This window comes from Microcoleus sp. w2-18bC1 (genome assembly GCF_036700365.1).
Classification (GTDB): Bacteria; Cyanobacteriota; Cyanobacteriia; order Cyanobacteriales; family Microcoleaceae; genus Microcoleus.
Genome location: NZ_JAUBOS010000009.1, coordinates 67454 through 82021 on the forward strand (window position 1 = coordinate 67454; position 14568 = coordinate 82021).

A 14568-nucleotide genomic window follows, 5' to 3' on the forward strand; every position below is an offset into this window, starting at 1 on the left:
TGAGTCGAGAAACCCAACCTACTATTTCATGAGTAATAACTGATGACTGATGACTAATGACTGCTGACTAACTATTAGCGAGCCGGTCGAGCTGGAGCCGGGGCTGGAGCCGGCCGAGCTGGAGCCGGAGCCACCTGTGGATTTTGGCCCGCACCAGCAGGTTGGAGCGATCGCACAAATTCCAGCGACTCCCGCGACGGAATCAAAATCATTTGGGTCAAAAACGGGTCGTTCTCAGTACGCAAAGCTTCCAAAACGCTCTCCAAGTTCACCACCTCAATCTTAATTGTGGCAGTCACGTTCGGCTGCTGCTGCTTAAAACGATCGACCATGCCCTGTAAATCCTCCTTGTTAAAAAACAAGGGAATCACCTCTTGCTGGCCTCGCTGAATCGTCAAATAACCATTTTCTGCGCCACCTCTAGCCAAAAACAGAGGTACACCGTTGAACTCATTAACTTGTTGACCAGTCTGCTGAAGTACAGTTTTAGCCGACTGCACCTGCTGCGGAGCCGGAACGAAAGCAAATTGTACTTCCTCCGGCTTGCCTTTATTTGCTTGAGTGATCTGATAAATTTCCCCCAGCGACACCGGCATCACGCGCACCGTGGCCGCCAACTGAGGATTTCTGGTTTTCAGTTGATCGACAAAAGCTTGAGCATCTTTCTGGCTGATGAAAATTCCCGCCACGGAAGCATTACCAGTTTGACCCTGACCCTGCTTGGGAACAGAAGCGACGAGGGGCGCACCCTGAGCGTCTGTAATCGTAAATACCGGCACTGATCGCAATTTTTCCAAAATTTGCGGCTCCGGCAGTGCCAGTGCAGACATCTTGCCAATTGGGGAGGGGCCCAGCAGAGTGCAGCCGACAATTCCCAATATTGCGCCCAAACGAACTAATGATTTCATGTTTTTTCCATCAGGAGCGATCCTGAAACACATTAACGCAAAGACTGGCGACTTAACACGATCGGCAAAAACTGCCTCAATTTGTTTTCATTTTGACGAAATGTAAACATCAGAGACAGTTCTGCTTCAATCTATTATTTAACATTGTGCGATCGGGATGACAGGATTTGAACCTGCGACATCCTGCTCCCAAAGCAGGCGCGCTACCAAGCTGCGCTACATCCCGGTGTTATAGTTAGCTAACCTCTAACAATTAACGCACAAAACCGCTTGCTTGTCAAGCTTTATTAAATATTTAGTTCTCGATGCAGCTAAGGCGAAGTTTTTTTTAGGTTGTGCGGTTTGCTCCCACCCAAAAACCCATACCACCCCCTAGCTCCTATCGTGCTCTGCTCAAATCGACTGACAATACTTGCACAGCTTCATAACGGCCCTGATGCCGAGATACATCCACGTCTCACTGACCGCACCGCACAGGTGCATTCGGTGTTGGCAGCGTCAATATTGTATTGTATATCCTCAACAAATCAACGCCGACCTGCACCTTGCTTGCTAATCTGGATACCAAAACATACCTTTAATCCCCTCTGGATCGGACATAAAGCCCAAATTGCGGTAAAAATCCACCACTTGAGGGTCAGCAAATAAGGTAATGTTGCTGATATCTTCACTGCGGAGTTTTTTAATGATGTATTTCATCAGCGCCTTGCCCATGCCTTTGCCCTGGTAGTCAGGATGAACTACCACATCCCAAAGCGTGGCATTAAAAGCATGGTCTGAAGTCGCTCTGGCGAAACCCACCAGCCGTCGCTGGCTGCCCCGCATCTCCCACATAGAGACGACTAGGAAGCTGTGCTGAATAGCTTTTTTGACTTTACGCAGGGGACGGCGGGACCAACCCACTGCATTACAAAGTTCTTCGAGTTCGTAGAGGTCAATGTCCCGATCGCAACTGAAAAAGATGCGAGCGTTGCCGCTGGCGGGTTTGCGAAACGTTGGGGAAAGCGGATCGCCTAACCCAACAGCCACATCTTCCTCAAAATCCGCTGTTTGGGGTACAGAGGCAGACTCAGAACTACTAAATAAGTTTTTCCAAAAACCCATGCAGGCGCGGTTAAGGTAGTAGAAGTTGGACGACGAGAAAGAGAACCAGACAGATAAACCCACTCCAATCGGCGTAGGATCAATTGCCGGTAGCCTCTTGAGGAACAGTTTACGGTACACTCATCTTACGCCGAAAACAGGGATTTGTCGTCCAACATTGAGTCTGCGCTTTTTTGATTCTGTCAAGTTTGGTAGAACTGTTCTGCTAGCCAGTGCCCGGACAACCCGCTTTTAAGGTAAAATTTGTTGCCGAACCAGGACAGAGGCATTTTGGGAAATGCTTCTTTTGAGTGCCGCCGATCGCGCCGGAACTTATACCCTTGGTGGGAAATACCACTGGAATGGCGCAACGGTGACATTCTCGTGATAAGTTCTCTGACAGATTTGACTTTTGCTTTTAGTGAGGAGACGGGCACAATTTAAGTCGAATCGTCGAATCGAAAATCCCATTGCCATAAGGCATGGAAGAGTCCATACCTATTATATTTCCCGCACCTTCTCCTCAATTATGGCTTCGGGTTTAAAACCATCTACACTAGAACTTCTCAAGCGCTTTAACCGAGCGTTTCCGCAGTTTTATGAGCAATTTGTCAGCAGTGAAATCCAACTGCAAAACCTCAAATTAGCTTACCAACTTTACAAAACTCGGCAAGCAGTCATCGAAATCCGAGCCGAAGGTAATAAAAGTGCGCTGCATTTTGCTTACCGGAACCAGTCTTTTCTACTGAGCGATATTTTTGGAGTGCTCGCGGCCTACGGACTGACAATTCACAGTCTGAGTTTGTACGGTCAAATTTACCCGCCCATGCTGGTATTTATCAAATTGGTAGTATCTCGCGGTGGCAAGGTACTGGCAGATAAAACAGCAGAAAATGTCTGTAGAGCCGTTCGAGAGGCATTGGCGGGACATTTTGAGGTTGAAGAGATGTTGGCGGTGGAATTTAATTTAGACGCGGGTTTGGAAGATGTGGCAACTGAATTCTACGTCGATCCGGTTTTCCACTTGCCAGCTTTGCTGATTGAAGCAGATAATCAACCTGGACTTTTTTACAAAGTTATGTATGCCATATGGCAAGAGGATTTGTTGGTAGTAAATGCTAATTTGTTGGTTTGGCGGGGGCGAACTCGCCTGATTCTCTACTTGTTGGGACCCAATGAAAGTTTAATTCCTGAGTATCTGGGGCAGAAAATCGCTGAGGGGGTGCGACAAAGATTGCTAGGCGAGCGATTTTAGGGATACCACTGACTAGGCGTGAACACCTGGTTTTTGGTCAAAACCTTAGTGTGGAGAAAGTTAAACCAAGCCGATCGCCCGATCGAACTACTGATACCTCTGTGTTGATTTCGGGATAGGATAAAATTATGGCAACCATCGACATCCTAGGGGTTCGGCACGCTTACGATTTGACGGCTCCGACTGCAACTTCCCCGGTTCTGGTATTTGTCCACGGCTGGCTGTTAAGCCGTCGCTACTGGCAACCTTTGACCGATCGCTTGGCACCAAACTATCAGTGCCTTACCTACGATTTGCGGGGGTTTGGCGACTCTCAATCGGACTCCGGCGACGCTCGCCCATGTTCCGAACCGCTAAATTCCTGCTACACTCCCGTAGCTTACGCTCGCGATTTGGAAATTTTACTCGAAAAACTCGATATATCTTCTGCTTGGCTGGTGGGACACTCTCTGGGCGGTACGATCGCTCTATGGGGAGCCAGCAAATTCTCCGAGCGCGTTAAAGGCGTTGTCTGCATCAATGCAGGGGGCGGCATCTATCTTAAGGAAGAATTCGAGCGGTTTCGAGCGGTCGGCAAGCAGCTAGTGACAATGCGTCCCGGCTGGCTACCTCGCTTGCCCTTAGCAGATTACGTATTTGCCCGCGATTCTGTAGCCCGCTCGATCGGCAGATCCTGGGGACGGCAGCGCTTAATAGATTTCGTGGCAGCTCATCCAGAGGCAGCTTTGGGGGCTTTGTTGGATTCCACCACAGAAGCGGAGATTCACCTATTGCCACAAATTGTCTCCCAACTCAAACAACCTGTTTATTTTATTGCCGGTACTAAAGACAAAATTATGGAACCAAAATACGTGCTGCATTTGGCTAGCTTTCACTGGATGTTCCAAGGTTGTGGCGAGAATGTCCTTCAGCTTGCAGATTGTGGCCATTTGGCAATGGTGGAACAGCCGGATGCAGTGGCTAGTTATCTGCAAAATATTCTGAAAGAACATGATTAGATGGCATGGGGCATGGGGCATGGGGCATTAAAACTTACAAATAACCAATAACCAATAACCAATAACCAATAACAACTGACTTCTTCCTTAATCTAAAATCTGTTATGTTAAATAGATAAGTCTGCCCGATCGCCCTCTTCGGACAGACGTTTCAATTAAATAGTGGCTTTCAACTCTAAATTCTAATTCTGCTTAAATATCTGTGCGCGTTAACCTCACCGATCGGCAACAATACATCCTTTGGGCAACGGTTCGCCACTACATAGCTACAGCGGAACCCGTTGGCTCAAAAGCTTTGGCTGACGAATTCAACCTCAGCGTCAGCCCAGCTACCATTCGCAATGCGATGGGGACTCTTGAAAAAGCTGGACTGCTTTATCAGCCCCACACTTCGGCAGGACGAGTCCCCTCTGACTCCGGCTACCGAATTTACGTAGACCAGTTGATTCAGCCGTCTGATACGCTGGCCCGCAAGGTGGAACAGGTACTAGACCAACTCAATTGGTCGGATGGTCGCATGGACGCGGCACTCCGTGGCGCTGCTCAAATCCTGGCAACTATCAGCGGTTACATAGCAATGATCACCATACCGCAAACCAATATGGCTTGCTTGCGCCACTTGCAACTGGTGCAGCTAGAGCCGGGAAAGGTGATGCTGATCGTGGTGACGGATGCCTACGAAACTCAGTCGGTTTTGGTGCAGTTGCCGAGGGACGCAGAAGGTAACACGCCTGATGTCGAAATCGTCGATCGCGAATTGCAGATTTTGTCAAATTTTTTGAACACCAAGTTGCGGGGACGATCGCTCTCGGAACTCTCGGCTGTAGACTGGAGCGAGTTAGACCGGGAATTTGAGCTGTACGCTGAGTGGATGGGAACCATGCTGACTGCTTTGAGCAGCCGCCAAAGCCATCCAACCTACACGCGGATTCTGATCGGCGGTCTGGCAGAAGCGCTGCGCTTGCCTGAGTTTTCGCAGTTGCAGCAAGTTCAAACCCTGGTGCAATTGCTCGAACAAGAGCAGGAACTGCTGTGGCCTTTGATTTTTGAATCGCCGGAGTTGGACACGCCAGGGAAGCGGGTAACGGTGCGTATTGGCTCGGAAAATTCCTTGGAACCAATTCGTGGCTGTACTCTGATTTCTTCGACTTACCGCCGGGGATCAGTGCCGGTGGGTAGTGTTGGGGTTTTGGGGCCGACGCGGATGGTTTACGAAAATGCGATCGCGGTGGTGGAAGCTGCGGCCGATTATTTGTCCGAAGCTATTGGCGGAAATCGAGTTAGTTTTCCTGATGGCGATCGAGGGCGCTCGGATCATCCCTTGTTAGATGCACCCTAATTTGATAGCCCTAAGCTTAACTGGCTTGGGGTTTTATTGTCTGTAAATGTACTCACAACCTTTAAAAACAGGGTTTGGTGACAAAAAACCTAGGCTTTTATCCTACATTCCACACCCTGGGGTCTTATAAGCATAATTACGCAGAAAACTATATCTTCAGAGTAACAAATTATGCCTTTAAAAAGTGATTTATCCGTCAATATACGGTATTATAGTATGATTTATAGTTTTATTGGTGGATCAAAATAAGTAAAAACCGATAGTGACAGTTGAGGGTGCAGAATGTAGGTTTGATACTCTTTTTGGGGTAAGAAACTAAAGCTTCGCGCTTGACAAGAGAGTTTCGTAAACAACCCTGTTTCTCCGTCCATGAGCCGCTAGGAAAGTGGCAGAAGTTAGGGGGAAGCGACTTTCCGGCGATTGGGAGAAAAAGATTGCGATGGCGAGCGATCGCGCATTTACAGAAAGTGGTCGCGGAGTGTTAGTCAAATGGCAGGTTTAGCAGCCGAACTGATGAGTTATGTTGCAATCCTGGTGGGCGATCGCTCGCTCTAGGGATAGCGGCTGCGACAAATAAATTGAGGAGGCGCGAACCTCGCGCTCGTCGCTTCCCAAGGTAGCAGAATGTCAAAATATTAAGACATTTTAGAGAGTTTGTCAAAAACAACTAAAAAAGATTAGTGTGGAGATGAAAGCAATATTTCTTTGGGGAATAGCCCGGGTTAGACAACTGCACATAACTTGCAGTAAGTTTGGCTTAATTGCCACTCCATAAAAAATTTAACCGCTGAGTTAAGATCGAAACGAAATTTAGGGAATTTTCTTTTAACATTCAATGAAATCGACTGATAAAACTAAGAATACCTTTGCGATAACAACGCCTCTGTATTATGTAAACGATTTACCTCACGTTGGCAGCGCTTATACGACTATGGCTGCGGATGCCCTAGCCCGATTTGAGCGGCTGCGGGGCAAATCTGTTTTGCTGGTGACGGGGACGGACGAACACGGACAGAAAATTCAGCGCACAGCCGAGAGTTTGGGACGATCGCCCCAAGCTCACTGCGATTCAGTGGTTCCGGCGTTTGAGGCGCTGTGGGAGCAACTCGACATCCAGTACGATCGCTTCATCCGTACAACTTCGCGGCGTCACGAGTACATTGTCAAAGAATTTTTCCAGCGCGTCTGGAACTCCGGCGACATCTACTTGAACCAGCAACAAGGGTGGTACTGCGTCTCCTGTGAAGAATTCAAGGATGAACGGGAATTGTTGCCGGGAAATCGGTGCTCCGTCCACACCAGCAAGGAAGTTGAGTGGCGCGACGAGGAAAATTACTTTTTCCGTCTGTCCCGGTATCAAGACCAACTGCTGGCCTTGTACGCAGAACGTCCCGACTTCATCGCGCCGGAAAGCCGACGCAACGAAGTGCTCAGTTTCGTCAACTCTGGACTGCAAGACTTTTCGATTTCTAGAGTGAATCTCGAATGGGGTCTGCCAATGCCAGTTGACCCCAGTCACAGCATCTACGTCTGGTTTGACGCTTTGCTGGGATACGTCACCGCCTTGCTAGATCCGGACAGCGACCCGATTTTGGAGAATGCTTTATCTAAATGGTGGCCGATTGACTTGCACTTGATCGGCAAAGATATTCTTCGCTTCCATGCAGTTTACTGGCCGGCAATGCTGATGTCAGCAAATCTGCCGATGCCGGGTCGCGTCTTCGCACACGGGTTTTTGACCAAAGACGGCAAAAAAATGGGGAAAACAGAGGGTAATACTTTAAACCCTGTCGAATTGGTCAACAAATACGGCGCTGATGCAGTGCGTTACTATTTTCTCAAAGAAATTGAGTTCGGAGAGGACGGCGATTTTAACGAAACTCGGTTTATCAATATATTGAATGCTGAGCTAGCAAATGATTTGGGAAATTTGCTTAATCGTACCCTAAACATGGCTCGCAAATATTGCGGTGGCTCCGTACCGAAGGTGTTGGCAGAAAATATTGACGGCGACAACCTTCTCAAGGCTATGAGCCTGGATTTGGGCGAGCAAGTAGCGAGTTTTTACGAAGAGTTAGCTTTTAGCAAGGCTTCCGAAGCCGTGCTTGCATTAGTTCGAGCCGGGAACAAGTTTATTGACGTGCAAGCACCTTGGAGTTTGTACAAGCAGGGACAGATCGAAAGTGTCGAACAAGTGCTATATTCTGTTCTGGAATCTGTTAGACTAGCATCTTACCTTTTATCGCCGATTATTCCGAATATCAGCAACGCTATCTATCAGCAGCTAGGTTTTTCAATTGACTTTAACGATCGAGTTACAGTTAACAGTTTAGCGAATTTTGCAGCTCATGCTGCCTGGGGCGCTTTGCCTGCAAACCAAACTCTGGGGGAACCCCAACCTGTTTTTAAGCGGCTCGAACTGCTGTAAACAGTACCTTCATAGTTGGCAGCCAGCGCTCTGGGTGTTATGACAGACTACGAATTAGCAGTTATTTCCTTACCAATCTTTCATAAAAATTGAGGCATAACAATCATGTTGAATAGAATAGAAAGCAACGACCTTTTTACGCCGGAACAGGTTCTAGAAAATCGCGGTCGAGTAGCAATTTTTATTGACGGTTCTAACCTTTTTTACGCGGCTTTGCAGTTAGGAATTGAGATTGATTACACTAAGCTGCTGTGCCGTTTAACTGCGGGTTCACGGCTGCTGCGCTCTTTCTTCTACACGGGTGTCGATCGCACTAACGAGAAACAGCAGGGGTTTTTGCTGTGGATGCGCCGCAACGGCTACCGCGTGATTTCTAAGGATTTGGTACAGTTGCCAGATGGTTCTAAGAAGGCGAATTTGGATGTAGAAATCGCTGTGGATATGATGGCTTTAGTGGGGTCTTACGACACGGCGGTTCTGGTCAGCGGTGACGGCGATTTGGCTTATGCTGTAGACGCTGTGAGCTATCGCGGCGTGCGGGTTGAAGTGGTGAGTTTGCGATCGATGACGAGTGACAGTTTGATTAATGTAGCCGATCGCTATATCGATTTGGAAATGATTAAGGACGACATCCAAAAAACATCGCGCCCTAATTATGCTTACCGCCCTTTATCGGGTCTGAGCTTGATGGAGGAACACGACGACAGATAGGGATTTGGTAAGGGGTAATTGGTAAGGGTTAATAGGTGATGGTTAATGGGTTGAATTCTGGAGAATTAGAAGTTAAAAATTTAGAGAAAGCATAAGACATTTTTAATTTTTGATTAAGTGTTTTTCACTACCAAATTATCAATTACAAATTAACGATTACCAATTCCCAATTCCCAATGATTAATCTCACATCCCCAAATCCCAATCTCAAATCCCCAAAATTGAGGCTGCTATTTTTAGTCGCACTGATTTTGGGGATTAACGCTTGTGCGGTTCCGCAAGAGACTCAAAAGAATAAATTAGCTGAGGATCTCCAAACTGCTCAAGAGTCAAACAGCACTTTAACTTTAAACAAAGTAACTCTAGAACAAGCAAACGAAAAGGGCGAGACGTTCTGGAAAGTAAACTCGCAAAATGCCGTTTACAGCAAAGACAAAAAGATAGTTAACGTTCAGAAACCTGTGGGCAAATTGTTTCAGGACGGCAAAGAAATTTACGACATTCAGGGAGAGACCGGACAGGTATTTCAGGAAGGAAATCAGGTGTTTCTCAAAGGTAACATAGTCGCTACAGACCTAAAAAATGGAGTGGTTTTGCGCGGAAATGAGTTGGAGTGGCGGCCGAAAGAAGATGTTCTAGTTGTCCGCAACAATTTGACTGGAGAGAACAAACAGGTAACTGCTTCAGCGAAGGAAGCGCGGGTTTTCAGTAGGGCTAAGAGGATGGAGTTATTCGGATCTGTAGTGGCGAAGGTTAAAGATCCGGTTTTGCAATTGCGAACCGAGCACTTAGTGTGGTTTGTGGAGCAACAAAAGGTAAACAGCGACCAACCGACTCAAATTGACAGATACAAAGATAAAATAGTAACAGACAGCGGTTTTGCCGACCAAGTAGATGTAGACTTAAAAACCAAGATTGCGACGCTGACAAAAAACGCTCAATTGATGCCATCAGACCCGCCGCTGCAAATAGAAAGCAGTTTGATGAGTTGGAATTTTCCCGCGCAATCTGTGGTATCGCCTGGGCCTGTGAAGGTTTTTCACCGCGTGGAAAAGGTGACGATGACTGGGGATACGGGGCGGGGAGATTTAGAGAAAAAAATCTTTTATTTGACTGGGAATGTGGTAGGAATTGGGGAAAAACGTCAAGCTCAATTAAATACCGATCGCGTAACGTGGTATTTAACTAATCAGACTTTTGACGCCGAAGGAAATGTGGTTTACAAGCAACTAAATCCGGTGTTTAATTTGACTGGGCCGAGGGCGGCGGGAGAGTTGAAAAATCAAACTGTGATTGTCAAAGGCGACGGTGGCGGCGGCCAAGTGGTTACGGAATTTGTACCGGACGAGTACAAGGGAACTTTGGGACAGTAGATGGGATTGCAACCGCTGATGTAGGCAGATGAGCGCTGATGAACGCAGATATAATGAAGATTAGATTGAGTAAGGAGGGGTAGGGATGACGACAACTTTAGAAACAACTTTAGAAAGGGTAGATGAACCTATCTTAATTGACGGATTAAGTTGGAGAGAGTTTAAGGCTGTTGAACAGTTGCTCTCGCGCCCAGGGGTGAGGCTGTCATTTTTAGATGGGGTGTTGGAGATTAGACGTATGCCTGGAAGAAAACACGAAACTGCAAAACAGCGGATTTCAACGCTGGTGGATATGTATTTGGAATACGCAGGGATTGATTTTACGCCAACTGGCTCAGTGACGCTCGAAAGTGAAACTGGAATGGTGAAGCGAGAAGCGGATTTGTCTTACGAATTGGCTTCTAACCGAGAACGTCCCGATTTGGCGGTGGAAGTGGTGGTGACTAGCGGCGGTATTAACAAGTTGGAAGCTTACAAACGCCTCGAAATTCCTGAAGTTTGGTTTTGGGAAAATGGTAGGCTGCGTTTGTATTCGTTGGGGGATGATGGATATGCAGAGGTCGATCGCTCTCAAGTTCTGCCAGACTTAGATATTGTATTATTGGCGCGGTGTATCAATATTGAAAATCACCTTCAGGCAATGCGGGAATTCAGGCAAGCTATTCAATAGAATTTGATTGTGCAATTAAGTTTGTAATAATGATTTCTGTCTTTTCTTAAAGTTGTTAGTTACTAAGGACTAAAGTTCCTGAATACAACACATCCCAACGGGCAGCATACACTGGAAGAGCGCAGCGAAGTCGATCGTCCGAGACAGTAGTAAGTAAAAATACTTGGCGGGGTGACAACGCCTGTGAAACCTTGATGGTAAAAGCATTAAAGCCCCTGAACCTCAAAAAAGATAGGGGATTATTGACAGGCTTATTGACTCATAAGATCCTCCAAGCTCGCCTTGAACCTGATTCAAGGGAGCTCGCCACTCTCTTTTATTAACTCACGCCTGCGAATATCTTTTCGCTTGGTCAATCAACTCAAAACCTTGACGCAGCTTTGCTTTAGGCACTATGCAGGATAAACTATTAAGTTATTGTGCATCTAGGTTCCCATTTCCTCTATTTGAGAATCCTTGTGGGACGGGTCAGAGAACTCGTTGAAAAAAGAAGCGCAATTTAGCTGGCGTAAGCTTAGGACTTACGCATAGAACTCCGAAACCCTTTTTCCAAGAGGGCTTTCAAGTGCCCCGTTTTTTGAAGCGGTCCCCCCCTTTTTAAGGGCAGCACGGGCAAGCTGGTTTTCTGACCCTATATTTCGTAAGTCCTGACTATAGTTGTATGCTTAGATCAATTAGTATTGAGGTCAAGACCTACAAGTGAATGAAGGTGTACTCAATATCGATGAAATATGCAGGTAGGCTTACACTGCAAGCCCAAGCAGAATATAGCATTTGACATTTATGGAGATTTCGTCTCAAATGGGGATCTGTTTTTTTTCATAAATTTGCCAACTGTATCAGTATTAGCCACTCCTTTCAGCCAGGTTATTCAACAATAAGATATCATTAAACCAATTGGCGTTCAAGAGAGACGAAATCAATAATTTCCCTATAGCTGACTTTAAATGACCAAGGGTGAGCAACTGTTGTTATTGAAATAATCCCAATACTAAAATGACTCCGCCATGACACTAATCGCAAGTAAGAATGAACTTGCAAAAAGCCCTCAAAAAATCCCGCTGCGCCTCGTCTTAGTCGTACCATTCGTGCTGCAAATCTTTCTCGCTGTAGGACTGACAGGTTGGCTCTCGCTACGCAACGGCAAAACTGCCGTCAACAACGTTACTAGCCAATTACGAACGGAGGTAGTCGCCCGCATCAATCAACAATTAAACACTTACTTGGAAACGCCCCATTTGATCAATGCAATCAGCGTCGATGCCATTCGCCGCTTTGGATTATGGAATCCAGACAATATGAGTTCTATGAGAAGCTACTTCTACTGGCAGCTCAAGCAATTTCCCAGTGTTAGTTACATCAGTTTTGGAGGGGAAAAAAAAGAATACGCGGGTGCTGGATATAAGGATGATGGCAGTGTGGTTATTGAAATAACCGATCGCTCTACTAATTTTCTCAATACGATCGTCAAGGTAGATAGAGAGGGCAATCCGACTCAGTTTAAGGAAACCCACCCACACTACGATCCCCGCATTCGACCCTGGTATCAAGCTGCAAAAGTTGTCGGCAAACCCCAATGGAATAAAATTTATCAATATTATATTCAACCTAGCCTAGGAATCTCCGCTAGCCAACCTGTTTACGATAAAAATGGCATTTTTAGAGGAGTTGTAAGTACCGATCTATTTCTATCAAAAATTAGCGACTTTCTCCAAAGTTTAAAAATTGGTAGATCGGGAAAGACTTTCATCATCGAACGATCGGGCTTGCTAGTGGCTTCTTCCACCGCCGAGAAGCCATTTATCAAGAGCAAAAATCGCCAAAAAACGCAACGATTAAAAGCGATTGAAAGCAGCATACCTTTAATCAAGGGTACAGCGCAACATTTAATAGAACGCTTTGGTAACTTTACCGAAATTGACAGCAACCAGCAACTAGACTTCATGCTAGATGGTCAGCGGGAATTCGTGCAAGTATCCTCATTCCAAGATGGTCGAGGTCTTGATTGGCTGATTGTTGTTGTCGTTCCAGAAGCCGACTTTATGGAGGAAATCAATGCCAATACCCGTAGCACTATCCTACTCTGCGTTTTAGCGTTAGTGCTAGCGACGTTGTTAGGAATCCTCGCTTCCCGCTGGATTACCCATCCTATTTTTCTTTTGAGTAAAGCGAGTAGAGCGATCGCTAGCGGTCAATTAAACCAAAAAGTAGACGTAAATGGCATAGATGAACTGGGAATTCTCGCTCAATCTTTTAACCAAATGGCGCAGCAATTGCGCGAGTCTTTTGCTGCTTTAGAAAAGACCAACTCCGAGCTAGAAAATCGAGTAGAAGAACGAACAAGTGAGCTAAAAGAGGCAAAAATTGCCGCTGATACTGCTAACCATGCCAAGAGCGAATTCCTCGCCAACATGAGCCATGAACTTCGCACACCCCTGAACGGAATTCTAGGATACTCTCAAATTATGGAGCGCGATAAAACTACCACTCTTAAACAAAAAGATGCTATCCACATTATTCACCAGTGTGGTTCCCACTTACTCACGCTGATTAACGATATTTTAGATCTTTCTAAAATTGAAGCCCGTAAAATGGAACTTTACAGTTCAAATTTTAATTTTTCTTCTTTTTTGATCGGGGTTGTGGAAATGTGCTGCATCCGAGCTGAACAAAAAGAAATTACATTTAGTTATCAAGTATTAAATCAACTTCCTAACGCTGTAAGTGCTGATGAAAAACGACTGCGCCAAGTTTTACTTAACCTTTTGGGCAATGCTATTAAATTTACCGAAAAAGGAGGTGTTATTTTTAAGGTAGGCGTAATAGGTACGGGGGAAGAATCTGACCAATCACAACTTACTAAAATTCGTTTCCATATCCAAGATACGGGGATTGGAATGGCACCAGAACAGTTAGAAAAAATATTCTTACCGTTTGAACAAGTCGGAAATAGCCAGCAGAAGGCAGAAGGCACTGGGTTGGGATTAGCGATCGCACAGAAAATTGTTCAAATGATGGGAGGCGAAATACACGTCGAAAGTATACTCGGTCAAGGTAGCATTTTTTACTTTGATTTAGAGTTGACTCAATCATCTGAATTTATTGAGCAACCTTCGCTAAATACTTCTATTAATTTAACAGGTTTTAAAGGCGATAAAAATAGAATTTTGTTAGTAGACGATCGATTTGAAAATCGAGGTTTTATTAGAAGTTTTTTAGAACCACTAGGTTTTAATATTATGGAAGCTTGTAATGGACAAGAGGCTTTAAATAAAGCCATTAATTTTCAACCGGATCTGATTATCACAGACTTAGTGATGCCAGTAATGGATGGATTTGAAATGTCGCGGCGCTTCCGAAAATCATCAGAGTTTAAAGATGTAATATTGATAGCATCCAGCGCCAGCGTGTTTGAATTCGATCGGAAAAATAGCCACGAAGCAGGTTGTAACGAGTTCTTAGCAAAGCCTATTCAAGTAGAAGAATTGCTAGAAGTCTTAAAAAATTACTTACAAATAGAATGGATATACGACCCCCCTGCGGATTTGGCTAACACACCGCAGGCAGATTTCACGGATTTATTAAACGTTCAGAGTGGTGAGCTTGTGATACCACCATCAGCAGAGCTGGTAGCGCTGTTTAATGCAGCTCGGATCGGCGATATTGAAGTGGTTGAGCAGGAAGCCAATAGACTCAAGCAGATAGACGGCAACTATCTACCCTTTGCTAATAAAATCTTGCAATTTGCCAAAAAATTTGAAGAAAAAGAACTACTAGCTTTTGTCAAACAACATTTGGGCTAA

At 45.6% G+C, this 14568-nt stretch carries 12 protein-coding genes and 1 tRNA gene; 10 read left to right on the forward strand and 3 right to left on the reverse strand.

Annotation, left to right across the window (positions count from 1 at the left end):
* Positions 1-74 precede the first annotated feature (74 nt).
* The 3 genes from QT979_RS08265 to QT979_RS08275 all read right to left on the reverse strand — a co-directional run bounded on the left by QT979_RS08265 (position 75) and on the right by QT979_RS08275 (position 2012).
* A complete protein-coding gene (locus tag QT979_RS08265) occupies positions 75-908 on the reverse strand; it encodes a Tic22 family protein (RefSeq protein ID WP_333309161.1) in 834 nt (277 codons plus the stop codon).
* A gap of 152 nt (positions 909-1060) precedes the next feature.
* A tRNA-Pro gene (locus QT979_RS08270) sits at positions 1061-1134 on the reverse strand.
* Between the two features lie 326 nt (positions 1135-1460).
* Entirely contained in the window at positions 1461-2012 is a 552-nt protein-coding gene (locus tag QT979_RS08275; protein ID WP_172187348.1) for a GNAT family N-acetyltransferase, read from the reverse strand.
* A gap of 243 nt (positions 2013-2255) precedes the next feature.
* Between QT979_RS08275 and QT979_RS08280 the strand changes: the two genes are divergently transcribed.
* From QT979_RS08280 to QT979_RS08325, 10 genes are all read left to right on the forward strand, one after another.
* Entirely contained in the window at positions 2256-2435 is a 180-nt protein-coding gene (locus tag QT979_RS08280; protein WP_333309163.1) for a hypothetical protein, read from the forward strand.
* Between the two features lie 85 nt (positions 2436-2520).
* Positions 2521-3246 (forward strand): hypothetical protein, encoded by a 726-nt coding sequence (locus tag QT979_RS08285; protein WP_006631881.1) that lies wholly within the window; start codon positions 2521-2523, stop codon positions 3244-3246.
* A 128-nt stretch (positions 3247-3374) separates the two neighbouring features.
* A complete protein-coding gene (locus QT979_RS08290) occupies positions 3375-4244 on the forward strand; it encodes an alpha/beta hydrolase (protein ID WP_333309165.1) in 870 nt (289 codons plus the stop codon).
* Between the two features lie 196 nt (positions 4245-4440).
* Positions 4441-5583 carry a heat-inducible transcriptional repressor HrcA gene (gene hrcA, locus QT979_RS08295; RefSeq protein ID WP_445304765.1) on the forward strand — a complete coding sequence of 381 codons (1143 nt, stop codon included), beginning with the start codon at positions 4441-4443 and terminating at the stop codon, positions 5581-5583.
* 420 nt (positions 5584-6003) lie between these two features.
* Positions 6004-6138 carry a hypothetical protein gene (locus QT979_RS08300; protein WP_333210650.1) on the forward strand — a complete coding sequence of 45 codons (135 nt, stop codon included), beginning with the start codon at positions 6004-6006 and terminating at the stop codon, positions 6136-6138.
* A 280-nt stretch (positions 6139-6418) separates the two neighbouring features.
* A complete protein-coding gene (gene metG, locus QT979_RS08305) occupies positions 6419-8011 on the forward strand; it encodes a methionine--tRNA ligase (RefSeq protein ID WP_333210648.1) in 1593 nt (530 codons plus the stop codon).
* Between the two features lie 105 nt (positions 8012-8116).
* On the forward strand, positions 8117-8722 hold the full coding sequence (locus tag QT979_RS08310; protein ID WP_006631885.1) for a LabA-like NYN domain-containing protein: 606 nt from the start codon (positions 8117-8119) through the stop codon (positions 8720-8722).
* A 176-nt stretch (positions 8723-8898) separates the two neighbouring features.
* A complete protein-coding gene (lptC, locus tag QT979_RS08315; protein ID WP_333210646.1) occupies positions 8899-10095 on the forward strand; it encodes an LPS export ABC transporter periplasmic protein LptC in 1197 nt (398 codons plus the stop codon).
* A gap of 85 nt (positions 10096-10180) precedes the next feature.
* Entirely contained in the window at positions 10181-10765 is a 585-nt protein-coding gene (locus tag QT979_RS08320) for a Uma2 family endonuclease (RefSeq protein ID WP_333309167.1), read from the forward strand.
* 1007 nt (positions 10766-11772) lie between these two features.
* Complete coding sequence (locus QT979_RS08325) at positions 11773-14568, forward strand: ATP-binding protein (RefSeq protein ID WP_333309169.1); 2796 nt, start codon at positions 11773-11775, stop codon at positions 14566-14568.

Excerpts from the sequence above, each read along its gene's own strand:
- QT979_RS08265 (WP_333309161.1), bottom strand. The coding sequence starts at position 908 with ATGAAATCATTAGTTCGTTTGGGCGCAATATTGGGAATTGTCGGCTGC.
- QT979_RS08275 (WP_172187348.1), bottom strand. The coding sequence starts at position 2,012 with ATGGGTTTTTGGAAAAACTTATTTAGTAGTTCTGAGTCTGCCTCTGTA.
- QT979_RS08325 (WP_333309169.1), top strand. The coding sequence starts at position 11,773 with ATGACACTAATCGCAAGTAAGAATGAACTTGCAAAAAGCCCTCAAAAA.
- QT979_RS08285 (WP_006631881.1), top strand. The coding sequence starts at position 2,521 with ATGGCTTCGGGTTTAAAACCATCTACACTAGAACTTCTCAAGCGCTTT.
- lptC (WP_333210646.1), top strand. The coding sequence starts at position 8,899 with ATGATTAATCTCACATCCCCAAATCCCAATCTCAAATCCCCAAAATTG.
- QT979_RS08310 (WP_006631885.1), top strand. The coding sequence starts at position 8,117 with ATGTTGAATAGAATAGAAAGCAACGACCTTTTTACGCCGGAACAGGTT.
- metG (WP_333210648.1), top strand. The coding sequence starts at position 6,419 with ATGAAATCGACTGATAAAACTAAGAATACCTTTGCGATAACAACGCCT.
- QT979_RS08290 (WP_333309165.1), top strand. The coding sequence starts at position 3,375 with ATGGCAACCATCGACATCCTAGGGGTTCGGCACGCTTACGATTTGACG.
- QT979_RS08320 (WP_333309167.1), top strand. The coding sequence starts at position 10,181 with ATGACGACAACTTTAGAAACAACTTTAGAAAGGGTAGATGAACCTATC.